The 26,864-nt window shown below is 44.5% G+C and carries 18 protein-coding genes; 4 read left to right on the forward strand and 14 right to left on the reverse strand.

Going from position 1 to position 26,864, the window contains the following annotated elements:
• Positions 1 to 2: 2 nt before the first annotated feature.
• The 10 genes from QFZ77_RS28520 to QFZ77_RS28565 form a co-directional block, all read right to left on the reverse strand.
• The gene (locus QFZ77_RS28520) at positions 3 to 1,805 is read right to left on the reverse strand and encodes a sensor histidine kinase (protein WP_307444726.1); all 1,803 of its coding nucleotides are present in this window, start codon (positions 1,803 to 1,805) and stop codon (positions 3 to 5) included.
• Positions 1,806 to 1,933: 128 nt separating this feature from the next.
• Positions 1,934 to 2,947, reverse strand: a complete 1,014-nt coding sequence (locus tag QFZ77_RS28525; protein ID WP_307444727.1) for a LacI family DNA-binding transcriptional regulator — start codon at positions 2,945 to 2,947, stop codon at positions 1,934 to 1,936.
• A gap of 74 nt (positions 2,948 to 3,021) precedes the next feature.
• The gene (locus QFZ77_RS28530) at positions 3,022 to 4,629 is read right to left on the reverse strand and encodes a DUF3502 domain-containing protein (protein WP_307444728.1); all 1,608 of its coding nucleotides are present in this window, start codon (positions 4,627 to 4,629) and stop codon (positions 3,022 to 3,024) included.
• Positions 4,630 to 4,671: 42 nt separating this feature from the next.
• Positions 4,672 to 5,580: a carbohydrate ABC transporter permease gene (locus tag QFZ77_RS28535; protein ID WP_307444730.1), complete on the reverse strand. Its 909-nt coding sequence runs from the start codon at positions 5,578 to 5,580 to the stop codon at positions 4,672 to 4,674.
• 49 nt (positions 5,581 to 5,629) lie between these two features.
• A complete protein-coding gene (locus QFZ77_RS28540) occupies positions 5,630 to 6,499 on the reverse strand; it encodes an ABC transporter permease (protein WP_307449912.1) in 870 nt (289 codons plus the stop codon).
• Positions 6,500 to 6,622: 123 nt separating this feature from the next.
• The gene (locus tag QFZ77_RS28545; RefSeq protein ID WP_307444732.1) at positions 6,623 to 9,415 is read right to left on the reverse strand and encodes a beta-galactosidase; all 2,793 of its coding nucleotides are present in this window, start codon (positions 9,413 to 9,415) and stop codon (positions 6,623 to 6,625) included.
• 274 nt (positions 9,416 to 9,689) lie between these two features.
• Complete coding sequence (locus QFZ77_RS28550; protein WP_307444733.1) at positions 9,690 to 11,228, reverse strand: response regulator; 1,539 nt, start codon at positions 11,226 to 11,228, stop codon at positions 9,690 to 9,692.
• On the reverse strand, positions 11,206 to 13,041 hold the full coding sequence (locus QFZ77_RS28555; protein WP_307444734.1) for a sensor histidine kinase: 1,836 nt from the start codon (positions 13,039 to 13,041) through the stop codon (positions 11,206 to 11,208). Before QFZ77_RS28555 ends, QFZ77_RS28550 begins: the two co-directional genes overlap by 23 nt.
• Before the next feature lie 18 nt (positions 13,042 to 13,059).
• On the reverse strand, positions 13,060 to 14,355 hold the full coding sequence (locus QFZ77_RS28560; RefSeq protein WP_307444736.1) for an ABC transporter substrate-binding protein: 1,296 nt from the start codon (positions 14,353 to 14,355) through the stop codon (positions 13,060 to 13,062).
• Positions 14,356 to 14,499: 144 nt separating this feature from the next.
• Positions 14,500 to 14,670, reverse strand: coding sequence for a hypothetical protein (locus tag QFZ77_RS28565; protein ID WP_307444737.1), 171 nt, complete (start codon positions 14,668 to 14,670; stop codon positions 14,500 to 14,502).
• A gap of 281 nt (positions 14,671 to 14,951) precedes the next feature.
• On the opposite strand from QFZ77_RS28565, the gene QFZ77_RS28570 reads away from it, so the two are divergent.
• The gene (locus tag QFZ77_RS28570; protein WP_307444739.1) at positions 14,952 to 15,602 is read left to right on the forward strand and encodes a response regulator transcription factor; all 651 of its coding nucleotides are present in this window, start codon (positions 14,952 to 14,954) and stop codon (positions 15,600 to 15,602) included.
• A 74-nt stretch (positions 15,603 to 15,676) separates the two neighbouring features.
• Here QFZ77_RS28570 and QFZ77_RS28575 read toward each other — a convergent pair whose 3' ends face one another.
• Positions 15,677 to 15,958: a late competence development ComFB family protein gene (locus tag QFZ77_RS28575; RefSeq protein WP_307444740.1), complete on the reverse strand. Its 282-nt coding sequence runs from the start codon at positions 15,956 to 15,958 to the stop codon at positions 15,677 to 15,679.
• Between the two features lie 118 nt (positions 15,959 to 16,076).
• Entirely contained in the window at positions 16,077 to 18,752 is a 2,676-nt protein-coding gene (locus QFZ77_RS28580; protein ID WP_307444741.1) for a family 78 glycoside hydrolase catalytic domain, read from the reverse strand.
• A 229-nt stretch (positions 18,753 to 18,981) separates the two neighbouring features.
• On the opposite strand from QFZ77_RS28580, the gene QFZ77_RS28585 reads away from it, so the two are divergent.
• Positions 18,982 to 19,506 (forward strand): metal-dependent hydrolase, encoded by a 525-nt coding sequence (locus QFZ77_RS28585; RefSeq protein WP_307444743.1) that lies wholly within the window; start codon positions 18,982 to 18,984, stop codon positions 19,504 to 19,506.
• On the opposite strand, the gene QFZ77_RS28590 is transcribed toward QFZ77_RS28585, so the two are convergent.
• Positions 19,503 to 19,988 carry a hypothetical protein gene (locus tag QFZ77_RS28590; RefSeq protein ID WP_307444744.1) on the reverse strand — a complete coding sequence of 162 codons (486 nt, stop codon included), beginning with the start codon at positions 19,986 to 19,988 and terminating at the stop codon, positions 19,503 to 19,505. The genes QFZ77_RS28585 and QFZ77_RS28590 overlap by 4 nt on opposite strands.
• A gap of 896 nt (positions 19,989 to 20,884) precedes the next feature.
• Between QFZ77_RS28590 and QFZ77_RS28595 the strand changes: the two genes are divergently transcribed.
• A complete protein-coding gene (locus QFZ77_RS28595; RefSeq protein WP_307444746.1) occupies positions 20,885 to 21,379 on the forward strand; it encodes an aminotransferase-like domain-containing protein in 495 nt (164 codons plus the stop codon).
• On the opposite strand, the gene QFZ77_RS28600 is transcribed toward QFZ77_RS28595, so the two are convergent.
• On the reverse strand, positions 21,380 to 23,125 hold the full coding sequence (locus tag QFZ77_RS28600; protein WP_307444748.1) for a sensor histidine kinase: 1,746 nt from the start codon (positions 23,123 to 23,125) through the stop codon (positions 21,380 to 21,382).
• A gap of 345 nt (positions 23,126 to 23,470) precedes the next feature.
• Between QFZ77_RS28600 and QFZ77_RS28605 the strand changes: the two genes are divergently transcribed.
• Positions 23,471 to 26,728 carry a DEAD/DEAH box helicase gene (locus QFZ77_RS28605; protein ID WP_307444750.1) on the forward strand — a complete coding sequence of 1,086 codons (3,258 nt, stop codon included), beginning with the start codon at positions 23,471 to 23,473 and terminating at the stop codon, positions 26,726 to 26,728.
• Positions 26,729 to 26,864 lie beyond the last annotated feature (136 nt).

Consider the following 26,864-nt stretch of genomic DNA (forward strand, 5'->3'; position numbering starts at 1 on the left):
TCTTAACCTTCCTCACTTTGAAAAGGGAGCCATAGTGTTACTTCTGTGCCCTGTCCCAGTTGACTTTCAATTTGTAACCCATACTCATCGCCAAAATAAAGCTGTATACGGTCATTCACGTTCCTTAACCCATAGCCAACAGCTTGCTCCGGAGATTCCGGCTTCTTCACAAGAGCCTCAAGCCGCTGCGGCAGCATGCCAACACCGTCATCGCTGACGATAATCTTGATTTTACCCTCCACAATTTCACCTGTTACTTTCAAAAGACCTAGGCTCCCTTTCGTTTTAAGACCATGGTAGATCGCATTTTCAACGAGAGGTTGAATGGTTAATTTCGGAATAAGACCGCCGAGCACCTCACTCCGGATATCAAATTCAAAGGTAAACACATCGGAATAACGGATTCGCTGAATGGATAAATAATCCTTCACATTGCGGACTTCTTCTTCAATCGTTATCGTCTCTCTTCCTTTACTCAGAGCTGCGCGATAGAAATCGGCCAACGCTTTGGTTGTTCGCTGTACATCCCGTGTTCGTCCCATTTCTGACAAGGTGTAAATAACATCTAAGGTGTTATACAGAAAATGCGGTTTAATTTGCGCCTGAATAAGCGCTAGCTCGTATTCACGCTTCTTCTTTTGCTCGAAATTAATATTCGTCAGCAGCTCTTGAACTCGCCTTATCATGGCATTGAAGCCAGAGGCCAATAAACCAATCTCATCCTCTGAATTCACCTGGAATTCAATGTCCAGATTGCCTTCTTTGACCTTCTTCATATGTTTGGTTAGCCCCATAATTGGTTTGGCAATGAACTGCGAAAGCATACCCGCTCCAAGCAAAGCAAAAAATAAACAGATCAAACCAATAAGCACAATAAGGATAGTGATTTTACGCGTATCCGCGGTTAAAGATTCTAGGGGAGCCATCGAGATAAGCTTCCACCCAAAGCTTGGAACATCGGAGCTTACTACAAGCGTTTTCTCATGTTGAAAAGAGGTTAAATCCGACGTATCCTTACTGGAAGTAATCCAGTTTTTCATCGTTGGATCGGCAACTTCCTGAAGTAAATCCTCAGGATGCTGCGATGAAATAACCACACCTCCCTCATTCACAATAAAATAGCTGCCATCCTGGATGGAGCCGATTTTCTGATAAATCGCAGATAAGGAGCTTTCTTTGATATTCAGTACGAGCATACCGAGCTGTTGTCCCGTATAAATATTTACAATCCGCTTACCCAGCGTCATGACAATTTCTTGCGAATCAGGGGTCAAGTAATTACGCTGCTGCATGGGAAACCAAATATTTTTATTGCCTATGGAGGCGTCAACCTGTTTAAGCATTTCACTGCTCGCGATCAACTCCCGGTTGCGTTCCATAAGGAGATTAGATCCAAAAACCCGACCATTCGCATCTATAAACGCAGCCGATTGGACATCGGGAAATACAAGCAGGGCAAAGCTCAACTGATTCGTAATCTGCGTGTACATCTGTAAGCTCGTTTCCGCTGCCCCCTGGGATTGCGGGTCTTCCACGATCAATTTGTTGAGATTGATCGTCAGCATATTGGCGCAGCTTTCTACATTCGTTAACATGCCCGTGATGCGCGTAATAATCAGGGACGAGTTATCCGAAACATTTTTAATCGTCTTTTTGACAATTGCATTCGTGTACACCTGATTCGAGACAAAACCTAGTACAAATAAAGGCACGAAGATAAGCGGAAAATAAATCATGATAATTTTATAGCGAATTCGTTGATTACGAAACCAAGGCATGGTTATATATTTTTGTAAAAACTGCATCGTTTGCCCCCTACTTATCAAAAACTGAAAAAACCCTATACAATCTACCGTCAGGCAATACCTGTCGGTTATATTGTATAGGATTCGTCTAATCTTTGAAACTAGCCAAATCTAATTTAATGGGTGTCTTATGTACTCTGCCTAACAATGAGCTTAGGCTCCAGAACCGTCAGCTTCTTCACCTTTTCCTTCTGAATCAGTTTCGATAAAATGGCTATCGCATGGCTGCCAAGCTGTTCACTATGCTGCGAAACGGTTGTGAGCTCGGGATTCATAGCGTAGGACAATTGCGAGTCATCAAATCCTGCAATCGCGATATCTTCAGGAATCCGCAGCCCGCGTGAAATAACCGCTTTCATAGCACCAATGGCCACATAATCGTTAATACAAAGAAAGGCCGTTGGACAATTTGGCATGGTAAGGAACTGATCCATCAGTTTGCGGCCACATTCCATAGAGAAGTCTCCCAAGCGTACGATTTGTTTGCGAAAAGAGAGATCATTCGCTCCTAGCGTGCTTTTGTAGGCTTGCAGCTTTTCCATCGTTGTTGTCGTGTCAGCGCTTCCCCCCAAGAAGCCGATGCTTCGATGCCCGCGATCAATAAGGTGCTGCATAATGAGCTGGGTACCCACATATTCGTCCGTTTTCACCCGATGACAAGGATGACCCGGAAGGCTGCCATTAATCAAGACAATTGGAATTCTCTTCTGGATATCCATGACTTCCTGGACGAGCAACTCGGGGCAATGACGCGAATTTATACGTCCACCCATGAAAATGAGTCCTTCCACCTGCCTTTCGCAAAGCAGATTTAAATATTCTGATTCTCTGCTAAAGTTGCTGAATGTATTACATAGAAAGAGTGTAAATCCCAGCTTCATCGCAGCTCTCTCTGCCCCTCCGAACACCTCAGGGAAAAACATGTTGCTGCTATCTGGGAATAACACGCCAATCATACCCGTTTTCTTATTCACCAGACTGCGTGCCAACGCATTAGGCTGAAACTTATGCTTTTCGATAATCGCCATTATCTTCTGCCTTGTTGACGTTCGAACGGGTGCGGTATCATTGAGAACACGGGAAACCGTCGCGACGGAGACGTTCGCTTCTCGGGCAATATCATAGACGGTTATAGATTCCAAGAATACACTCCCCGTTTCGTAAAATGTAAAAGATCGAAGGCCTGTTCAGAAACAGACCTTCGATATCTTAATCCTTATTTGCTGCTCTCTACAGTTACTTTGAAGGCATCCAATTGTTTTTGGACTTCAGCCATCAGTTTATCAAAACCTGCTGTTTTCAGCTTCGCACGGAAATCATCAACCGCTTTGACAGGGTCACCCGCTTTGCCATAAAGAATCGCAGGTCCCATTTGTCCCACAACTTGGGTAACCGCTGTCAGCTCATTGGACACAGGTCCCTTATCGAAAACGAATCGGCCATACGGAAATGGCTTCTTGATTTTGTCATAGGACGCATAAAGTGCGCCTTTTCCTGACCAATCATTACCGTCTGGAATTTCATTCTTATCGATGCGTCCACCCCAGAAATTGGAGTAGAAATCGTCTCTTTGCACATCATAGCCATCTGGACGGAAACGTTTGCCATCCTTGACGACGTACTGTACGCCTTCCAAGCCGTAATTCATCAATCGATACACTTCCGGGTCTTGACGAATCAGCTCGTAGACCATCAGAGCGCGTTCCGGATGCTTGCTTTTCGCACCAATGGAAGTTCCGCCGTGTGTAATCGACATGGATACGAGATTGTTGCGTGTAGCCGAGAATGGGAAGAACTGGAGATCCGAGCCCGGCTGCAATTTATCCATTTTGATACGTTCACCAAGGAAGGTTTGTGTGTGATGCTGATCAACGCTTGACTTACCAGCCTCAAGCTCAGAACGGTTATCGCCCTTATAGTTCAGCACATCCTCGCGCCAGAAGCCTTTGTCGCCCCAATCTTTCATGAGTTTGGCAAAATTCACGAAGGTATCATCGAGAACAGGGCTGTAGGCTTTATACTTCTCATCATATGATTTACCGTAGACTAGACCGAAGAGGCCTGTACTGATCGGAAGTTCAATCGCATCTGTGTAGGAATTGATGTAGCCGCCAATATTACCTGCAGCCGTACCATTCGCATCCCAAGGAACAACGCCTGGTTTCTTATCCTTGACACCTTGGAAATAGGTCTCCATCGACTTCCAATCTGTAATTGGCGCTGTGATCCCAAACTCTTTGGCCCAATCGCCACGATATAAGAAACCGTGATTAACCCACTGCGTGTAATGATCTTCAGGAATGAGCATGATCTGATTCTTGTACTTCGTCTCAGCCCAGTTCTCTGGCGGTACTTCCTTCCAAGTTAACGGCGCATACACAGGAAGCAGCTTATCCAGCGGCTGAAAAGCACCTTTTTGTGCATTCTGCCACGTATCCAACCAATCTGTTGCAACCGTGATCAAGTCAACGGGTTCTCCAGAGGCTAGCAATAGATTATATTTGGTTTGCCAATCGGCCCATTCAACCCATTTAATTTCGAGTTTCGCATTTGCTTTTTGCTTCAAAATGGCGTTGACCTTTTCCATCACCTTTTCAAATTGACCATTCTTCGGTTTATCCCCCAACATCACGTACGAAATCGTTTGGAACTCGGAGGTGTCAATTTTCCCAGATGGTGCTGCTGTCCCCGTTGCCGCAGCAGTCGCTGCCGCTTTATCCGTGGAGCTAGTTCCTGTACTGCTAGGTGTGGTGCACGCCGTCAAGCTTACAGCAAGCGTCGCTACCAGAGCTACACTAAGTGCTTTCTTTTTTCTCTTGAACATACGGATTTGCCTCCCCATAATCATTTTGGTATATGGTTTACGTCAGCCTTTTACAGCACCAACGGTAATACCTTTGATGAAATATTTCTGCACCATCGGATAAAATAGAATGACCGGTCCCGTTGCAACTACAGCGGTAGCCATCTTCATGGACTCCAGCGGCATATCCCTAGGCTGTACATTGGAGGAGACCGATGAGTTTTTAATAAAGTCGGCACTTGTTACAACGTTATAAAGGAACAATTGAAGCGGCCTATACTTTAAATCGGGTGATAGGAACAGCATTGCATTGTACCATTCATTCCAGTAGCCAAGTGCGATGAATAAACCGATGGTTGCTAGTGCCGGCGTCGTCATTGGCAGGATAAGCTGAGTGAAAATCTTGAAATCACCCGCCCCATCCATTTTGGCCGATTCCGTAATCGCATGCGGGATGGACCTTACGAAGCTTTTCATCATAATAATGAGAAAAGGGCTCATCAGTCCGGGCAGCAGGACAGCCAAATAGTTATCCTTCAGATGCAGCCATTGCGTCATGATTAAGTAAAAGGGGACAACCCCGCCTTGAAACAAGGTTGTAAAGTAAATGAAGAAGGAAATCCGATTGCGATAAGGAAAATCAGGACGCTGTAAGGAATAACCCGTCATGGCTACGATAAACAGCCCAATGGTTGTTCCAATCATCGTAATGCCAAGCGTAACCCCATAGGAGCCAATAATGACTCCCGGATTCTCGAATACAATTTTATAAGCAAAAGTACTAAACTCTCTGGGCCATAAATTGTAGCCGTGTAAAGTGATCGATTTCTCTGCTGTGAACGAAGTTCCAAGGACAAGAAGAAAAGGCGCTAAACAGAAGATTGCAAATAGACCAATAAAGAAGTAGCCGAATAGCCGAATGGCAACCGAGGAGAAATCAGTTCCCCTTTGACGTGCGATGACTTGTTCCACGTATGTCCCTCCTAACCGATCTTAAGTGACGAACACTTGCATGTTGAAATTAGAACAGCGTGTTTTCAGGCGAAACTTTCTTAACCAGCCAATTGGCTGTGATGACAATAAAGAAGCCAAACACCGACTGATAAAGACTGACAGCGCTTCCTAGAGAAAAGTTAAAGTTGTTCATCAAAGAGCGGAACACGAACGTTTCAATAATATCTGTCGCATCAAAAAGGGCTGTATTGTTGGCTCCGACCAAGTTATAGAACAATCCAAAGTTCCCTCGGAGAATGCCGCCGAGTGAGAACAGCAGCAAAATAATGAAAGTTGGCTTCAGCCAAGGAAGCACGATGTAGCGAATTCGCTGCAGGGCATTCGCGCCATCAATTTCAGCGGCTTCTACAATCTCCGAGTCCAATCCCATTATCGCAGCGAAATAGACGATGGAGCCGTACCCTGTCGACTGCCAAAGAAACGTAATAACGATGATAAAAGGCCAGATCGTTGGATTCGAGTACGTTTTAAGCGGCTCCCAACCGATCGATTTGAGAATCCCATTGAGCAGTCCAAAGTCGTAACTGAGAATGTTATAGGCAATAAGGCCAACAAGCACGAAAGAGATGAAAAATGGCAAGAACATCAGTGATTGTGAAAGCTTCTTAAACCACTTTTTACGAAGCTCGTTCAGCAAAATAGCAATACCAATCTGCAAGGTATTTCCAAATATAATAAAAGCTAAGTTGTAAGCAATCGTATTAAATGTTAATTTCCAAAGTGCCCCAGAGGTCACTAGAAATTTGAAGTTGTCAAACCCAACGAACTGACTGCCGAAGATCCCCGCTGAATAGTTATAATTAATGAATGCGAGATAAAGCCCTGGCATTGGAAGGTAAGACATGACTAAGAAAAATAAAATCGCAGGAACACACATGAGGATTAACGTTCGATACGACCAAAATCTGCGCAGTGGGGTTACACGCTTTTTGACAGCAATAGGCGCCCCTTCTAATGAGCTTGCTGAGATAGCAGTTTTCATGCGCGCGCTCCTTCCAAATTAATTTTCGAATACAGGTACAAAGCGCAGAGGCTCCAGCAAGGCATCTTCAGAGGCCGATACCGCCTCCAGTAAGATGGCTATTTCATTGCCCGATTCGCCACCCTGAAACCACGGTCCCGGTAAATAAAAGGATTCATCGCTGCCGCCACGGAATGTCGGTCTGTTGGCACCGCCTTGCGTCCACAGGCGGCCAACTAGGTGTCCGTTGAAGAACACGGTCAGCTTCATATTGCTGCCTTTGACATAGACCCTCCAGCCTAATCCTTGGTTATCATCACGAAGGTCACCATACAGCCATGACAGGGTACCCGGTTTCAAGGAGATTTCTCCTTCTATCGAGAGAGCCTCAACGTTTGATTCTTTGGCATGCTGCAGTAAGCCATTCTCCTGACAAGAGGATAATGTCCACTGTTTAGCGGCGGTTCCTTCATATAGACGTATATTTCCGCTAAGGGAACCATACGTTTTATCCAGAAATAGCGTTAACGTTGCCGTATCTCCCGCCTTTACATAAGGCGTAAGATCAAGATAAGGATTGAGCGGATTCACTTGACCGAGTGCGTGCCCGTTCACGTAAGCATAGGCGTGAGAGAAATTACCAGGCGTATACAGAATCCACGTATCCGCTTCTTTCGTCAGCTCTACTTGTTTGCGGTAGCATTGATGGGCGGGCTGCTCTGCGGAGAGCCATCCTCCAACACTCACAATCGGCCATTGTCGATCGTCATAATCTGATGCTGCGTAATCGTCCTTGTCTTCTCCGCATTGCATAAGTTTGAATCGCCAGTTTTGGTTTATTTCCCTAACCGACGTTACCCCAACAATGCCCGTTAGCCCTTTCAGGGCATTTAAGTGCAGACCCGGCAAATTCGTATCATGGAAATTGGTATGTCCCCAAATCTCGACACGAGCAACCAGATTTGGCTCTACACGTGCGCCGGAAGGAATCGGAAGGAAGTGACTTCCTCCACCCGGTGTTGCTGTACCAAGGTACGTTTCACCGGTATAGATGGAAACGACATCACTTGCCTGCTGAACGATAATACCTAGACAGGTGCTCTCCAGCGGTAGTGATAATTGCGAGGTGTACCAGGCGAAACCTCGGTAAACACCATGCTTCTCCAGATAATCGGCGGTATCTCCGATCGATAAGCATTCATCCCCAAGTGTATCCAAGGGATTCACTAAGCTTTGTGACCAGCTGAGTTCAACTTCGCGGCTTTCCGAGATTCGTTCTACCCATTCGCCAACATGCAGCCCGCCTTCATCATCCATATTTTCTAGCAGCAAAGCACGTGAACGACTCATCCCGATCAATTCGATAACGTGACCGTTTAACAAGTGAATCCGAGCTGTTCTCTCTTGCTCGCTCGATTGAAAAGATACCGTTACCTGATCTTCTGCTTCGGCATCGTGTAACCTCATCGTGCCAGCCTCCGTCTGCACCTCCGTGTTAAAGCAGAGACGAATTTCGCCTTCACCATCCGTATGAAACACGAACATTGTGTGCTGTTCAAGCTGCTTCACCAGCAGCAGTTCTGCAGTTGCATAGGCAAGTGTCCCTTCAGCGATGCCCCAAGTCTGCAAGGGCACTTGCACGGGAAGAATGGGGCAGCGGTTTGCTTTGGCGACAAGTGTCGTATAACGGGGTATGACCTCTTCTGCCCCGTGAAAGTAAGCGCCTTCATCTTGCTCGTTTACTTGGCATAGGAAGAGCAGCTCGCCACCTTGCTTTAACGTTAACCGATAAGGGGATGAGGCACTTCTCGTGAGCTCAGGCTTCGCCTCCGCCAAGGAAGCGCCATATGTTTGAATCACACGATGCAGCATTCTTCCTTCATAAGCTTCCTCTCGAATGTGTCCTTCAGGAGTTATCATCCCATGGAAATCATAATCTGAGGTAAGAAAAGAAAGAGGATTTCCCCAATTGTTAGCCGCATTAGTAAAGCCAAAATTCGTTCCTGAAGCCTGCAAGTAGGGACCGAGCAGCTTCGCACCTGCCGATAACAATCTGCGAAGCAGGAAGTGTGAGCGATTCGTCTCCGTGACGAGTAAGGGCAGCCCCCGACGAGCCAATTCCTCTCTGTAGAAGAGCACCTTTTCTTCGAAAGCAGGGTCTTGGTCATTTGGATAGAAGTTACATGTTGGTACCACGCCTTCAGCAAAACCAGAAGCCTCATACAAGCCGCCTTGTCCAGCGCAAGCAATGAGCGGGACAGTTATTCCATGCTGCAAAGCTAAATCTCTTAGCGCCGAGATATACCCTTTGGGATCAGAGCAAGGATAGAAATCAAGCTCGTTGTCTAATTGGACAGCAATGATGGTGCCACCCTGACCCGCTTCATATTTCTTCAAGATGGGAAGAATCTGTTCATACCACCTGGCCACATGCCGCAAGAAGGCAGGATCGTTATCCCTTATGCGAAGATTTTCTTTCACGAAAAGATAAGCAGGGAGTGCTCCCCCATCCCATTCCGAGCAAATATACGGACCTGGCCGTGCAATCACCCATAGACCTGCATCTGCGACATCCTGTAAAAACTGAGCCACATCCTTCTCTCCGGCAAAATCCCAAGTTCCCTCCTCGGTCTCATGATGATTCCAAGGAAAGTACACATCAATAGCGTTATATCCAAAGGCTTTAACTTTATTTAGTCTCTCTTTCCATAAACCGCGTGGTAATCGAAAATAAAATAAGGAGGCACAAAGTATAATTTCTGATTTTCCATCTAACCGCAGTGCTTCCGACGATAATTGAATCACAGCTTCTTCACTTTTTGATAAATACAATGACTGACCTCCTTGATCTACCCTCATTCATTTATGAAACCCGTTTCATCCGCTAGGAATGTCTAGCAGCGTTCTTCATGAAGTTAGTATAAGTTGTTTTAAAAGCGCTTACATTGAAAGAAACATCAAGTTATATAACAAAACTACGAAGATGCAGCCTCACGCAAAACAAAAAAAAGCTACGAATTTTATCCAAATTCGCAGCCCCTTGCATTCGATATAACACTGATTTCTTATATAATTCACAGAATTTACGATCATTCATCTTGAACAATTAGCCATTGCGCCTAAACTCCTTGACTGTTTTCCCTTCCAGCTCTTTAAATACTTTGCAAAAGTAGGAAGTTTCTTGAAATCCTGTTTTCTCAGCGACTTCATATACTTTCCATGCAGGGTCTTGAAGCAGCTGTTTCGCTTTCTGAATCCGGCATCGATTCATAAATTCGACAATCCGCATCCCCGTCTCGCTTTTAAATAGATTAGATAGGTAATTCGCGCTCAAATGGAGAACATCTGCCAGCCTTGCCACCGTGATGTCTTCGGCATAGTGCTCTTCCATATAGGAGATTGCTCCTTGGATTTCCTTCCGCATCATCGTATGCTCTGCCTTATTCCCAGCGATTTGCTTATTCAAATTTAGAAATAACGGCTTCACTTGCTGCAGAGGCTGAAGGGCTTCTATCGCCTGACTAACCTGTTTATAATCATGTTCAAACTGTTCAGAGAACCTGTTCCTCTCCTTAGCCAATGTTTTCAGCTGCATCATTAACTCTGCCAGCAGATTGCGTAGCTCTGATATAGGCGGCTTCCTTTGAATGAGGCTTTGAACCAAAAGCTCAGTTTGCATTTCAACATCCGTCAATAGACCACTTTTCATCGCTGCAACCAGAGGCTGAATCGTGATTCCGGCCAGCGTGCCAACCTTGTCATTAATCTGAAGGGACGTATAAGCATAGAGTTGACCCGTTCCTTCATAAATATATTGATCTAAGGCTGTTTCAGCTTGCTTATATAGCACTGCCCAATCCTTCAATCCGTAGCCGATCGAGCTAATTCCCATTGTTACAGTGTCTACCTTTTTCATCCGAGTGTACAGCTGCGACGCTTGCCGGAGTGTCTCCTCCATACATTTGTGTTCACTCTTCTCATGCGGAAAATAGATAATAACCGCAATTCTCCGCTCCGAAATCGGGATAACCATGTTTGAGTACGCTGTCTGTTCTTCCTTGGAACCATCCGTAAGGACTTTAAAGCTAGCATCGATCACAACGACTGCCGTGGGACCTCCATGAATGGGAAAATGAACGGCGCTCGCTTGATCTTCGATGTCCTCCGCTCGTTTCAACTCGCCTAAGAGAAGTTTACGCCCCAATAGGCAGCGCACCTCTTCAAAGCTGGCATCACGAATACTAGCTTGTTTTTTTCGCCTATGATCCTCCATAATCTTGCCACTCATTTGTTGTAATAGCTGTTGTAACGCATTAGGTTCGAGGTCATGCTTTAACAAATAATCCTCTGCCCCAAGCTTGAGGGCTTCCTTCACGAATCGGAAATCATCGAAAGAACTGAGTGCCACAATTTTGATGGATTCATCCTTTTGTTTTACCTGTTGGATAAGATCAATGCCGTTCATTTCGGGCATCGAAATGTCCGTCACAATGAGATCAACCTGCTGATGCTGCAGAAGATCAAGTGCATGCACGCCATTGAGAGCTTCGCATACAATTTGGAAACCATAATCTTCCCACCGAATGATCGTTTTAATTGCATACCGATATATCGCATTATCTTCAACGATCATGGCGTTCAACATGCTCATTCCTCCTTTGACGATGCGTTCTATGCGGAATTCGAACAATAGCTTTCGTACCTAATCCGGGTGCACTTTCGTAGCTAAGGCCATATTTCTCCCCATAATACAGCTGAATGCGTTCATTCACATTGTGAATCCCAATACTCGTCACTCCGGGAACCGATTCTTTACGTGTTGCTGTGTTCAATAGATTAAGCGCTTGTTTAGCTTCCATCCCTATTCCGTTATCTTCGACAATGAGTAGGAGCTGCTTCTCTTCTATGCGTGCATAAAGTACAATACGTCCACTCCCCTTGGACATTTCGATGCCGTGAAGAATCGCATTCTCGACAAGCGGCTGAAGAATGAAATAAGGCACCTCGCTTTCCATCAACCATTCATCCACTTCATAGTCCATGTGAAAGGCATCGCCATAACCAATTTTTTGAATATAAATATAGTTTTTTAATTGGTTAATCTCTTGCTCCAAGCTGTGAAATTCGCCAACACGTCGTACCGAGGATTTCAATAATTCAATAACTGAGGTGACCATTCGCTCAATCTCGGCTTGATGGTTCATGCGAGCGTACCATTTCACAGTGCCTAACGTGTTATAAAGGAAATGAGGATTAATCTGACTCATGAGGACGGTAAATTCAGCCTGTTGTTTGGCAATTTGCTCTTTATACACCGTGTTTATTAAATCATTAATCCGAGACAGCATAAAATTGAACCGTATCGATAAGCTCCCGATCTCATCTCGCCCAAGCGGAATAATTCGAACATCGAAATTGCCATCTTCGACTCGGCGCATCGTTTGCTCCAAGATTTTGATATTTCGTGTCGTAGAGTTCGAAAGTAATACAGCAATTCCGGTAGATATCAGAACGGCAAACAGCGAAACGAGAGCAATCACAAAAACTAACACGCGTGTATTGGACAGAAGCTCAGACATCGGAATAAAACAAAGCACCCGCCAGCCCAGCGTTGAGGTTCGTTCTTGGACGAATAAATGACTCCCTCCCCCAGCATTATCGACAATGGCCATAGAGGAATCATTCTCCATAAGCGTATAACTTAAGCTCCTTGAGATGAGATTATCCATGCCAGGAGTTCCGCCACCAGCTAGCAGTTCGTTCAAAGGATTGAGAATCGCAACATTATTTTGCTTAATGATTGAGCTATTGCTCCCCAGGGATAAGAAATAATCCGAATCGATACTGATTACAATCGTGCCAAGACTACGATCTATTTGACTCAGATCAACGAAATCTCTGATAAGGAACACTTCTTTTTGCTTTCTCAGAGAAGGCGACCAGCTGATGCTTAGTTCATGATTTTTCAAATAATCAGAAGATTTGCTTGTCATCACGGTTACTTCTTCATGATTTAGTGTATGATCCAAGCCTTTTTTATTTTCCCACCAGTACACCTGTCCCTTATGTGTTTGAATCATGATGGCATTCATATAGGGATTTCCATTTCCGTACTGAGCCAGCAGGAACTCCATACGGCTGCGGAAAGCTGGATAATTGTCACCAGTAACTTGTTCACCTTGTTCAGCAGCAATTTGCCGAATATTACTGTCACTAAGGACGTAAACGGAGGAAGTGAATGCTTCCTTCGCTCTAATTTCAATATTGTCGGAAACTTGATGAATGACCTGCATCGAGAGGTCTCTTGTATTTGATTCAATGAATTTCGTAGAGGCATAGATGGCAGCTCCACCAATCGCCGATGAAATGAACAAAATAAGAATCATATTAGATAGAAATATTTTCGTACGGATGCGAAAGTCCTTGACCCGATTTAAGTTCCACGGGGTGGCTGTCATACGCAGATCTCCTTGCTGTCATTTGGATGGTTTGCGAATCCGATCGAATGCTTGATCCAGCTCTTGAATACAGTTATCCACATTGTGGTTACGATCAATAACGAATTTCGTGAGTGCATTTACAAACACTTTTTGCAGATCCTGATTCACAAAATCTGTCGGCAGACTCGACCAGTCATACGTTTTGCCTGTTTGGATATAAGTTTCATCCAGCTCTACATAAGTGGGATCAAAGTCATTTGGCAAGCCTTTAATCACAGACAAAGCCTTCTTTTTCGTCTGAAAAATGGTCCCCATTTCCTTCGAGGCAAACAGTTCTAGCATTTGAAGCGCCGCTTCCTTATGAGGTGATTGGGGATTGACCACAATCCCTCCTGTTGATTTTAGTCCAAACTTGGCATCTTGGGGATTATTTGAATAAGGGAAAGCGAATAGTCCTAGATTACTCGCAGGATTCTTGGATTTAACACCGTCAACCGTCCACGTGCCATTAATAATCATGCCGGCTTTCCCCTCAGCTAGGAGCCCTTGGGCTTGGTTCCAATCGGTTTCGAACGGCTTGATGTTCACATAACGCAAGCGTTCTCCATATCGTTTCAAGATGTCTTTGAAGTGAATTTGATCCTCAGCGAACGAAGTTCGACCTGCTTCTATATCAGCAAACCAGTTGCGTCCAGCGGCATACTGATTAGCCAGAAGGTCCGCTGCAATGTCCCAAGTCAGAGTCCAACTATCCTTGTAGCCTGCTGCAATAGGAATAATTCCTGCCTGCTGCAGCGCCTCACAGGCAACCAAGAATTGCGGCCATGTTGTTGGCGGACTTTGGATGCCTGCGTGGGCGAAAGCTTCTTTATTGTAAATGACACCCGCTCCATTTACATCTATCGGAAGCGCCCATATTTTCCCATCGGCTGTCTTCACACCATTCAGGAACCTCTCGTCGATTTGCGATAAAAAGGGTTGACCCGTTAAGTCCATCGCATATCCTTTATGAATAAGATCCTGAGCAGCCTCCATATTATCCAGCATATAGATATCAGGCATGTTATTCGAAATCACGCGAGTGCGAAGCAAGCTCATATAATTGCCTCCATCCACGCCCGTTAACGTAAACGCATAAGAAGGATGTTGTTTAGTAAATAACTGTGTCCCCGCCTCCAGCCATTTCCGTGCACCCTCCTCATCGAAGTGATGTATCCACGAAAGCGTCTGCTCCTGGACCTGCTGTTTAGGAACGACCGTTACTGTCTTGGGTTGACAAGCAGTAAGCATCAGAGATACAGTCATGCCTAGGACTAACAAACGAATCTTCATTCATCCCCCTCATTCCTTGATAGCGTTTACAATAGTATAACGGACCTGGCCAATTAAAAAAACAGCCTATTTCCTCTTCAGAGAAAATTGACTGTTGTAGTTGTATATACAAGCGAATCATCGCTAATCGAATTCTAGTTATTCCTATCTTTCATTCGTTGAATTCCAACCGTCATTGGCTTCGATGATATCCATCATTTTCTTCATCGAAAGCTGGATTTGTTCAGCGGAGGGCAAGGTTAAGTTGCCATACGTTTGCTTCACAACATCCGTTAACACAGAATCAAACATGCAATCAAATTGCTCGTTTTTCAATATGAATTCCCTCCTTATTTACTTAATTTTGGAAGATTACCTATACTTATCATATATAGAAACGACTCCGATAACAGCGCAATATTTTCTTTCGCAAATCCACATTTTTTTCCATAAGTACGCAATTTTTTTTGCGTATAACGAAAAAAGGCGCAAAAATCAGATAAATAAAATCTAATTTGCAATCTTTTTGTGAAATTTGGTAAAATTAAGGAAAGAGATGAACAGCGGCGTGAATTCACCATTCGGATCCCCTTACCAAATCAGGAAGGAAGTATCAGATGATTAAGAAATCGAAGATTCTGATCGTAGATGATCATCCCTTAATGGCGGAAGCGACATCGAATACACTGAAGCAAATCGAGGGCATACAGATTGTAGGGATAGCTGGTACTGGCAAACGATGCTTGGAACTCGTAGATTTGCATGTACCGAATATTGTTTTTTTGGATTATAATCTTCCGGATCAATACGGCGATGAGATTGCCAAAATCATTAAGGGGAAATATCCCGCCATCCACCTTGTTATTTTTTCGGGCATAGAATTATCCCATCTTTACAATTATTTGATCGGACTTGAGGTTAGTGCTGTTATATCTAAGGAATCTAGCGGTACGCTTATTAAAAGCTTAGTTACTCTTTTGTTAGAGAATTTCACAATAATACCCGTTCCTGTTTTTCACAAAATGAGAGTGGACAGCGGTAATTTGCATCAGACTGATTCATTGGACGACGATGAAGTACATATGATGACCATGATTGTCCAAGGCCTAACCAATGAGCAAATGGCCGAGGAAGTGCATATGAGTAAGCGTACCGTAGATAATTATATACGCAAGATTTATGAGAAATTAGGCGTGAAATCAAGGGCGCAAGCCGTAGATAAGTTTAATCAATTCAAGCATATTTATGAAGTTAACCGGCGACCATGAATGGTTGATGCGATTATGATGAAAAAAAGACTGGCCTCTTCGTGAAGAGACCAGTCTTTTTCATGGCAATTCTCTTATGATTGGGATTCTTCTCGGTGATGTTGATGATGTTCCACAATATTCGCCGCTTCCATTAATTCTCGCATGACATCGGACTGCAGCTGTGGATTGATATATAGACCTTTCACAAATAACTGCCCCTTTTCACTAGAGGTATATCGCGGAGGGATTTTATTTAAAACCAAAGCAAGCACGTCTTCTTTGCAAGTATTGCAATCGCATTTCATTTCATAGTTTTTTTGAAACTCTTCAAACAAATTCATCACTATCGTTTCCATTGCATTGAAGACTGCCATTATGGGTACCCCTTCTTCATTCAACTATATCTCTATTATAACTCATTTCCTCCTAAATCAAAAAGTTATCAAAAAGAAGAGGCCACACGGATGCGTGCAGCCTCTTATATCCTCTTTCTTAACAAGTAATGGCGTATGTGCCTGATCCAAGTTTTAACCGCAGCTCTCCATCACTTTCCACTGCTGATAAGACTCCTGATGCGGACTGGGCTGCTTGACCATTAACGGATGCCAATGCTAATGTCGCCCCTCTCAATGTTGCATGGCCTGTCGTATTCGAAGGTAGTTGGAACTCATAAACGACTCTGCCATCGGCCTCTTTCTTCCATTCACTGCGTATCTTACCGTAGCTGGAATAGAGCGATGCTTTCGCGTATTCAAGGCCGGAATCGGGTCGCGGACGGAAATGAATCCGTTTGTATCCGGGCTGCTGATCATCGGAATCGAGACCCGCCACTACGCGGTACAGCCAATCCCCAATGGACCCATACGCATAATGGTTATAGGAGTTCATATCATCACTCCAAAATGATCCATCCGGCTTGATGCCATCCCAGTGCTCCCAGATGGTGGTTGCTCCCTTGTGAATGGCGTACAGCCATGATGGATAATCTTCTTGTTGAACTAACTTAACGGCCAGATCATGGTAGCCATTTTCGGATAATACATGACACAGATACGGCGTACCTACGAAACCGGTCGTCAGGTGATTCTTCTGCTCCACGACATATTCCGCTAACGTCTTTGCTAATCGATCACGCGTACTTCCTTTCACGAGTCCGAACATCAGTGGGAGTATGTGTGCTGTCTGTGTATGCGCGGCCAAACGTCCGCTTGGTGTAAGAAATTCTTGTGTGAAAGCTTCAACAATACGCTCATAAAGCTCACTGTACGTAGCCACATCCTCGATGCGTCCCAGCACTTCCGCAGCTTTCACGAAGAGCGAAGTCGAATAGGCATAGTAGCATGTCGCGATTAAATCCCTAGGGGTCGCTCCTACATAGCTGCCTTCTTTGGCATCAAGCCCCAGCCAATCACCAAAGTGAAATCCTGTATTCCACAGATACTCATTCTCTCCTTGGCTTCGCATGTACGTAATCCACGCTTTCATGCTGTCATACTGCTGCTCCAGAACACGCTTATCGCCATAAACTTGGTATATCGTCCATGGGCATATGACTGCTGCATCCCCCCATGCAGAGGAAGAGTGGTCATTCGAATCAAGTACGTCCGGGATTACGAATGGAACACCACCATTCTCATGCTGATCTGCTTTTAAGTCACGCAGCCATTTTGTGAAAAATAAAGCCACATCATAATTAAATGCTGCCGTGCGAATAAATACTTGCGCATCTCCGGTCCAACCCAGCCGCTCATCCCGCTGCGGGCAATCCGTCGGTACATCCAGGAAGTTGCCTCTTTGTCCCCATACAATATTTTGCTGAAGTTTATTCAGTAAGGGATGGGAACACTCAAAAGTGCCGCTAGCTGCCATGTCCGTATGAATAACATGTCCCGTGAATCGCTCTGCATCGAATGCTACATCCTTGGGCCAGCCTACCACTTTGACATATCGAAAGCCTTGAAACGAGAAATGGGGTTCATATTGTTCTTCCCCGCCACCTTTGCATATATAAGTAACCGTCTGCTTCGCATGACGCAAGTTCCCAATATAGAAGTTCCCTTCTTGATCCAACACCTCTGCATGCAGCAGCTGAAGACGAGTTCCAACGGGCAGCTCCAATCGCATGCGCACTTTTCCGACCATATTTTGCCCAAAATCAAGAACGGTTTCACCAGAAGGAGTTTCAATAACCGTTATCGGCTTCAAATGTTGGGTAATGCGTGATGGCTCATTCTCTTGCATGACTAGGATGTCTTTGGAATGATCAAGAACCGTTACCGGGGACCAATTATCGTCCTGATACGTCGACATGCTCCACCCACTAAGCTCCAAGTTAGCATCATAGGTTTCTCCATGGTACAGCTCAGACATCCGAATCGGTCCTAATGAAGCGCGCCAAGAATCATCACTAACGATAATTTCTGAGGTTCCATCTATGTATTCAATATATAATTGAAGGAAAAGAGCTCTAACGTCACCAAAAATATTTCGTTGATTCTTCCAAGCCAAATTACCTTTGTACCAACCGTTTGCCAGCACGGCGCCAATGGTATGGTTTTCACCTTGCTGCAGCAGGCTAGTTACCTCATACGTCTGAACCTGCAGTCGGTGGCGGTAGCTGGTCCAGCCGGGTGTAAACTCCCAATCCCCCACACGAGTTCCGTTGACTTCAAGCTCATAAATGCCTAGACTCGTTGCATAAATAGTCGCTTTACGAATTCCCTTACGTGCTGAGAATGTCTTCCTCAAATAGAATGCTTCATCTGCGTTCGGATCAATGGAAGCTGCATCAGGTGTAATCCACTTTGCAGTCCAATCAGCTGAGCTTAGCTGCCCCATTTCCCAGAAAGCGATTTCACTCCAAGGCGATTGCAAACCAGACTGATCCCACACTTTGACACGATAAAAGTAACGGTTTCGCGGCAGCAGCTGTTGACCCTCAAAAACAACAAGCACAGATTGTTCCGATTGTATGTGACCGGAATCCCAAACCAAACGACTCGGTTCGAAAGAATTTTCATCCCTACTAACCTGGATGTGATAAGCTGATTGGATCGTATGATTGAAGTCCGAATCTAGTTGCCAAGTAAAGCGAGGCTGGGTCGTATCCAATCCAATCGGGTTGACGCGGTATTCGCATGTTAAGTTAGAAATATTGAGTGTCGTCATTCAAAACTCCTCCTACTTTTATCAAAATGTCTTTGTGTCCAATTCATAAAGTAAGCATCAATAAGTCCTATTGTAGAGTATCATATGACGCAATATGAAGGTGGATTCAGACAATCTTATAGGTAGAATACGACATGGAACATTTATTTTTTCGGCTTCCCCTCAATTTAGGAATCGCATGCGAATAGTATACAGTTATCGTCAATTCATGTAAGGGCAGGAGCTTAAGATGTTACAAAAAACACATAGTATTGCCGGATTCATTTCCGCGGAAATCGTTCTCACGTATCAAGATATTAGTTTCTTCACATGGGATGCAGCTGGGGCTCTTTTACTTGGATGTTTGGCAGGCACGTTAGCGGATGTCGATAAGCCAGGTTCTACCATGGCGAAGGTTCTTTTTCCTTTATCTGCTCTGCTGAGTCTGCTGAAGGTAAAGCATAGAACTGTCACCCATTCCATGCTTTTTCTACTACTCTTAGTCGTAATTGCAATGCCCTTATCTCCTTTATATTTCTGGGTATTCATCCTCTCTTACGCGTCGCACTCGTTTATCGATTTATTCAATGATAGAGGGGTTCAGCTCTTCTGGCCTATTCCATTTAAGATTCGTCTACTCCCAAAATGGATAGCCATTGACACGGGTTCAGTGAGCGAGACCGTTTTCCGTTGGTTACTTCTGGCTTTGAGTCTAATCATCCCTTTTTGGACTTATGTACTACCGCAAATCTTGCGTCATAGCGCTTTGTTTTAATGTGTTGCAACAATATAATCCCCATTGGCATTGAGCAGAAATTGCGCATGATAAGCTCCTTGAGCGTCGGGCTCAGCTAAACTCTGAACGATCTCGCCAACTGCAGGAACACCTAAGAAGTCGTTCAAATCCTTCTTCATCGTCGATTGGAAAAGGATCTCGACTTCTTTTCCCCGATTTCTCGGAGAAATAACAGGATGGCTCAAAGGAATTGGATTATTCTCATCCAATAATTCAGAGTGGTGCAGCAGATGACTCGGAACTTCCAAATTGTCAGGAACGGAGACCAATAAAATCGTTTCTGTATCATTGGTTTTTACTTGCATAACCATTCCTGCCACATAAGCTGGACCTGGTTGAATTTCTTCCATCGACATCATACTTTTCTCAGGAGAAATGAATGCAAACAGCACAAACAGAGGAAATAAATGAATGAGACTCTTCTTGAACTCTTCCTTGTAGCGGCACTTTGACATATTCATTGTATGCTCCCTCTTTCGATTAAATTAAAATATCACGATTCATTACATTCGTTAGTTATCCTTACCCCGTTTATAAGTTTTTGAAAACTAAATGTAACGATTTTATGGAAAAAGAAAATAGATTGTCCAAAAGTCATTTTGGGATGTTATTCCTCTCTCCCCTTCCTGCAAAATACTATGCTATGGTGGTAACCAGAATTTACTGAGGGAACGTCAATGCGCTATTTGGACGAAAAACACCCAAAATCAGTTCCTCTCATTCGATTTCAAGCGCCGATTTCCCAAAATAACGAATCGACGTTCTGCTTACTAGTGGCTGGGTGGTTTTTATCGGCAGAAAAAACAAAAAAATGAGAAGGCAATTAACCTTGCCACCTCATTTTTTTGTTTTTCTGTGCCCCTAAAAGACAGCCCCTTTGTTTGTTACCCCTGAGAGGTAATCTCAAAAATAGTATCAACGACAAGAGGCAGATTATCTCGTAATGAATTTGCTCCTAGAACCGATCGAGCATGAGCCCCCTTCTCGCCGAATACCTCCTGCATAAGATCAGAGAGCTGCCTCGAAACTAATTGGACAATCCGCACGAGTCGCTTTTGAAAAGAATGCCATTGCTCAGGTCGATGATATATTTACACAGAACGGGTATACGGTTGTCCCATTTCCGCTAAGTGAAAATGATCCGTCTATTGCTGAGATCATTCCCACAAATATAGACGCGGTATACGTTACTCCTTCCCACCGGCCCTCAGGAAACCCTTTATCCTATGCGATTAGGCAGGAACTGATTCACTGGGCATATCACAATCAAAGCCATATTATTGAAGATGATTATGATGGGGAATTCCGTCATGCTGGCAAAACTATTCCTTCCCTTCAAGGCCTTGATCAGCATGGTGTGGTCATTTATATCGGAACATTCTCCAAAGCTTTCACGCCTGCATTACGAATGAATTATATGGTGCTGCCTCATCAACTATTGCCTAATCTTCAATCTATGGAACGCACGCTCTCAAGCCCATCACGTATAGATCAACTCGCCATGGCTCTGTTCATGGAACGTGGACATTGGTACCGTCATATCAGGCGTATGCGCAATACGTATCGGAAAAAAAATGAGAAAATGCTCAAGCTAATACACGCTCATCTAGGCTCTCTTGTTCAAATAGAAGGCGAGGGAGCTGGACTGCACATTGAATTGACGGTCAATCGTTCATGTTCAGCAGAAAAGTTAAAAGACCTTGCCCTTGCTAAAGGGGTTCGTGTTTACAGCTCTCAACAAGATGAGATACCCAATAACAAAAAGCCCAAGATTTACTTGGGCTTTGGTAGTATAACCATAACGAATATGGAGATCGGGATTCAATTACTAAAAGCAGCTTGGATACGATGATTATTGCATCGGAACCGATATTTGGAAACAGATGCAGCCGTCTGCTACAGACACTTCGATGGTCCCTTTGTAATACTCGATTCGTTCTTTCACAACTGATAGACCAAGCCCCTGGTGCTCACCGTCACCTTTAGTGCTGTAGCCAATCGTGAACATTTTGTTATAATCATCAAGTTGGAACTCGGGATGAACCGGGTTGGTGACGGATATGGTTAAATGGTTTGACTCCGACCATCCGTTAACCATGACTTCACGTTCGTCTGGTGGGAATTTATTGACCTCATCAAATGCATTATCAATCAAGTTCCCAATAATTTTCACGATATCAACGGATTTCACACCTAATGACAAGCCTTCTAAGCCGGTAAAATGGTAATCGAAATCGATTTTGGTTCTCATGGCAAGCGCAATCTTTGCTTGGATAAGAGCCGCGATAGCTGGATGCCCGATTCGAATGATATCGTTCACTTCGTTGATTTCTTCAATTAATTCCTTCATGTATTTCATTTGGTCTTCTTTTTTCCCTTTAGACAGCAGAGCATACATGGTTTGTACATGGTTTAGAAAGTCATGCCGTTGACTGCGTATCGTAGCAAACATGAGATCCACGTTTTGAATGTACATTTCTTGTGTGGACTGGACAGCTGTTTCTCGGCTTTTCGAAATAAATCGGAAAACCAAATATATTAATACACAGCTAAAAATCGTAAATAGAACAATGAGAACTGTAAGCTGAACGAGCTGCTTGTTTAAAGTGCGTTGAATCGTTTGATAATCCGAGACGATGGTAATCACATAAGGAACTTCCCTTTGAACTTCGGTCATTTTTTTCTTAACAGGTACATACATGAACGTTTTCAGAATGGGCTTCCCATTCCAACTCTCCACAACGCTAACTGGTTTATTTTCCAGTATGGACTCCTTGTAATTATCCAAATCTTTCGAACTCGTTATGTTATATGTACCAAATAAAACCGGGCGGTCATAGACGGAAATGAATGGAACCCCACTACTGTCTTTATACTCAATCGGCTTTGTACCAAAAGTTACTCCGTTTAGTCCCGATATTTCCAAAATATCTGGATTCGAAGCGAGCGTTTTCTTCACGATCGTATCCGCGCCTACGATTTGCTTGAATTTCTGAATTTTATCCGCATTGACGAACACACATATTAAATAATTAGTGCTTCCATCATAAAAGTACCCAAACTTACTAACATTGCTTGAACCTGAAGCTGGAACATCATAGATACCCGACCAGAAATTAGGCAGCTTTTGCCCCTCAGCAATCGTAACTTGATGGTTATCCAGAAGCTGGTTAAAAGCCGTAAACCAATAACCGAATGATTTGGTACTTGTAATCTGAAGCTCTTTGGGCTCGGATGACTTACTTATCATAATATCATCACCATTTCGCTTCATCAGCGAGAAACCATCGACACCTGCTTGCCTGGCAAGCTGAACTAATTGTTCATTCGTAACTTTATCAATATCCGGATCTAGCTGACTCTTGGCGAAAAGCGCGACAGAACGAAGATTCTCACCGATTAAATCTTCTACAAAAAATGAACCTTCCTCTGATTGCTCAATGGATGTGCGGATTTGACTCGCAGTCGATTCCATGCGTTCAGATAACGCTTGCGTTAAGAGCGATTTCGTGAACCAATAATAAGAGGTGTTATTCGTTACAAGCAATAAAATAACAATAGCAAAGGTGACATAAATGACTTTGGTGTTGATTCTCATGAAGTTTCACACTTTCTTTTTAATGTAAACTCAATATTACAGCTTAGACGTGAAATAAAGTTCGTTTTTTTTCGACACAAACCGAGGGAATATCCCTCTTTCAGTAGTATAGTTGGATACGAAAGCGTTGTCTATCTATTAATATACACACACTAAAACGTTTGGTAATATAGGGAAGAAATTTATAGAATTAAGATCATGCAGTCCATTCTCCTTTCGGAAATAGGCTGCATTTTTTTCTTGATTAGAATGCTTGTTTTTCCTGAGAACGAATGTTTGGTATAATGAATTCAACAAATAACAATTCCGGAACATATCTATTTTTCAAAAGGAAGGATCAAGGTAATGAGCTTTCAGTTGACAGATGGGGTCATTAAGTTGTTGTGTGGCCGGTTTTCTTATGAAAAAGGAGAAGCCTACTACCATGAAGGACAAGTGACTTTCCTAAATGAAAATCCTAAAATGCCATTCTATGAAGCAACAGTCGAAGGATATAACGGCACCTGCCTAGTGACCGTTGAAAATAATATAAACGGGGATGTTATTGCCCATTGTACCTGTCCTGCGTATGATCCGGACGATAAATACTGCGAACATATCGCTGCCGTACTGCTGAATATTCATGCAATTCAGCAAGTATCTCGAGTTGGCGGTACAACAACCCGACCTTCTGGAAATTCAGAGGGAGATCGTAGATTGACGAGCAATATCCTGGATTTGTTCGGGAACAAACCGCTGCGTCCAAGCCGTTCACAACCTCTTTTCGATACAAGAGAAGTTCTAGAACTGGAGTTTACCTGCAAACCATTCCAATACGGCTATCGGAAGCTCATGTTCGGGATTGAGATGAAGGTCGGCCCTAAACGACTGTATATCGTCCAAAGGTTAAGAGAATTTCTTGATCATATTGAGCGGAGAGAAGCCTATGTATTCTCAAAGCATTTTACCTACGACCCTAAGCTCCATAGTTTTCAAAAAGAAGATGATGCAGTCATTCGGCAGCTTATCGAAATCTATCACAATGAGCAGATGTACCATGAGACTTCAACTATATACTCCGTTCATGTCAATCATTTGAGTGGCGATCGGATGCTTCTGGTTCCTCCTTTCTCATGGAGAACCTTTCTTCCTGCGCTTAACCAGGCTAAGTCCGTTAAACTTGAGCAGAATGACCGTACATTCGATGGAATCCGTGTATCCGATGAACCCATCCCGCTCCTCTTTGAGTTCGACCAAACAGAGGCCGAAGGCTTCCAATTGGATGTCCAAGGTCTGGATAAGATTACAGTTATGGAATCGTATGGGGTTGTCCTTTCCGAAGGAAAGCTGATGCACATGCAAGCTGAACCGTGCAAGCGTCTTTCGGAGCTAAAGCAAATGCTCGAATACTCCAGCAAGCACCAAATTCAAATTCCGTCCGAGCAAATGGAACCTTTTATGGAAAAAGTGATTCCTGGCCTGATGAAGTTAGGCAGTGTCCATATCGCTGGGGCCATTTCCGACCGCATTATGCGAACGCCGTTAAAGGCTAAGTTGTATTTGGACCGAGTGAAAGATCGACTGCTTGCCGGTCTGGAGTTTCAATACGGCGATATTGTCATTAACCCGCTAGAAGGCAATGAGCAGAGGCGCGGAACCGACCGCATTCTAATGCGAGACGGAGATCAGGAGCGACGAATTCTGGAACTTATGGAGCAAAGTCCCTTCGCTAAGACGGAGGAGGGATATTTCATGGATAGTGAAGACGAGGAATACGAATTTCTGTACCACGTCGTTCCGCAGTTGGAGAAGCTGGTGACTGTTTATGCCACCTCTGCCGTGAAAACAAGACTTCTAACCGGACATGGCCCGCCGAAGGTCAAGGTTGATGTGGATGAACGAACGGATTGGCTGGAATTCAAATTCGATATGGAAGGTATTCCTGAATCGGAAATCCGCAATCTGTTGAAATCCCTTGGGGAGAAACGCAAATACCACCGGCTGCCGGATGGGGCGTTACTACCGCTCGAAAGCGTGGAGTTTCAGGAAATTGTTCGCATCATGAACGAAATGGGCATTACCAAGGAGGACGTGAAAGCAGCAGAGATCCGCCTCCCCTTAGTCCGCGGGCTCTATTTGATGGATTCCGAGAGGCAAGGAAATACCGTTAAGCTGGGCAGAACATTCCGCCAGTTGCTGGAAAACATGCGGAATCCGGATAATCTGGATTTCACGGTGCCGGCCAGTCTGGAACCTGTACTTCGGGATTACCAGAAGTATGGCTTCCAATGGTTGAAGACGCTGGCCCAGTACAATTTCGGCGGCATCTTGGCAGACGATATGGGCCTTGGAAAAACCATACAAAGCATCGCTTTTATTGTCTCTGTACTGCCCGAGATTAGAAAGCAGGCGCTGCCGGCGATAATCGTTGCTCCCGCTTCTCTCGTCTACAATTGGCTCAATGAGCTGAAGAAATTCGCGCCAGAGATTCGGGCCGTCATCGCAGATGGGAGCAGAGAAGAGCGCAGCAAGATTCTGAAACATGCGTCACAAGTGGATGTCCTCATAACCTCATACCCGCTTTTGCGTAGGGATATCGACCTGTATATGAAGCCATCGTTCCATACGCTTATTTTGGATGAGGCCCAGGTGTTCAAGAACCACACCACACAGACGGCCCAGGCGGTGAAGGAGATTCAAGCCCAATACCGTTTTGCCCTTACTGGAACTCCAGTCGAGAACAGGCTTGAAGAACTATGGTCCATCTTTGACGCGGTGTTCCCTCAATTGTTCCGCGGGAGAAAAGCTTTCAATGACTTATCCCGTGAAAGTGTGGCCAAGCGGGTCCGGCCGTTTCTGCTGCGCAGGCTGAAGACCGACGTTCTGAAGGAACTGCCGGCGAAGATCGAGTCGTTACAAGCTTCCGAGCTGCTGCCGGAGCAGAAGAAGCTGTATGTCGCCTATTTGGCCGAACTACAACAAGAAACACTGAAGCATCTGAACAAAGACAGCTTTAATAAACATCGGATCAAAATTCTGGCCGGCTTGACCCGACTTCGCCAGTTGTGCTGCCACCCATCTCTGTTCGTCGAAGATTATGCCGGAAGCTCGGCCAAGTTCGAGCAGCTCATGCAGATTATCGAAGAATGCAGAAGTGCCGGCAAGCGGGTGCTGATATTCTCGCAATTTACAGCGATGCTGGGAATGATTGGACGAGACCTAGGTTATCAAGGAGTGCCGTATTTCTACTTAGACGGTAAAACCCCAACTGCAGAGCGTGTAGGGCTGTGCAACAAATTTAATGAAGGCGAGCGAGACCTGTTCCTCATCTCATTAAAAGCCGGCGGTACTGGACTAAACCTTACCGGTGCCGACACCGTTATCCTCTACGACTTATGGTGGAACCCTGCTGTGGAACAGCAAGCAGCCGACCGTGCACATCGTATCGGACAGAAGAAGGTCGTGCAGGTGATCCGTCTTGTTGCGCAAGGCACCGTTGAAGATAAAATGTACGAGCTCCAACAGAAAAAGAAGAACCTGATTGATGAAGTGATCCAGCCGGGCCAGGAGGCATTGTCCGTCTTGACGGAGCAAGAGATTCGGGAGATTTTGATGATAGGATGATTGAATGGCAAAAAGAAGGGCTATCCTCCAGATCATTGTAAGGCGAAGCCAGTCATAGCTATAAAGTTGCTTACATCAAGCCCAGCTTATGAAAAAAAGATCAAGTTAGACAGTTCTCCTTGTCTTACTTACTTTA

It is taken from the genome of Paenibacillus sp. V4I3, from assembly GCF_030817215.1.
Lineage (GTDB): Bacteria > Bacillota > Bacilli > Paenibacillales > NBRC-103111 > Paenibacillus_E.

Bases quoted from the DNA above. Each gene is read 5' to 3' on its own strand.
- QFZ77_RS28540 (WP_307449912.1), bottom strand. From the start codon at position 6,499: ATGTGTGTTCCTGCGATTTTATTTTTCTTAGTCATGTCTTACCTTCCA.
- QFZ77_RS28580 (WP_307444741.1), bottom strand. From the start codon at position 18,752: ATGACGACACTCAATATTTCTAACTTAACATGCGAATACCGCGTCAAC.
- QFZ77_RS28605 (WP_307444750.1), top strand. From the start codon at position 23,471: ATGAGCTTTCAGTTGACAGATGGGGTCATTAAGTTGTTGTGTGGCCGG.
- QFZ77_RS28585 (WP_307444743.1), top strand. From the start codon at position 18,982: ATGTTACAAAAAACACATAGTATTGCCGGATTCATTTCCGCGGAAATC.
- QFZ77_RS28575 (WP_307444740.1), bottom strand. From the start codon at position 15,958: ATGGCAGTCTTCAATGCAATGGAAACGATAGTGATGAATTTGTTTGAA.
- QFZ77_RS28520 (WP_307444726.1), bottom strand. From the start codon at position 1,805: ATGCAGTTTTTACAAAAATATATAACCATGCCTTGGTTTCGTAATCAA.
- QFZ77_RS28550 (WP_307444733.1), bottom strand. From the start codon at position 11,228: ATGTTGAACGCCATGATCGTTGAAGATAATGCGATATATCGGTATGCA.
- QFZ77_RS28600 (WP_307444748.1), bottom strand. From the start codon at position 23,125: ATGAGAATCAACACCAAAGTCATTTATGTCACCTTTGCTATTGTTATT.
- QFZ77_RS28590 (WP_307444744.1), bottom strand. From the start codon at position 19,988: ATGAATATGTCAAAGTGCCGCTACAAGGAAGAGTTCAAGAAGAGTCTC.
- QFZ77_RS28560 (WP_307444736.1), bottom strand. From the start codon at position 14,355: ATGAAGATTCGTTTGTTAGTCCTAGGCATGACTGTATCTCTGATGCTT.
- QFZ77_RS28570 (WP_307444739.1), top strand. From the start codon at position 14,952: ATGATTAAGAAATCGAAGATTCTGATCGTAGATGATCATCCCTTAATG.
- QFZ77_RS28555 (WP_307444734.1), bottom strand. From the start codon at position 13,041: ATGACAGCCACCCCGTGGAACTTAAATCGGGTCAAGGACTTTCGCATC.
- QFZ77_RS28530 (WP_307444728.1), bottom strand. From the start codon at position 4,629: ATGTTCAAGAGAAAAAAGAAAGCACTTAGTGTAGCTCTGGTAGCGACG.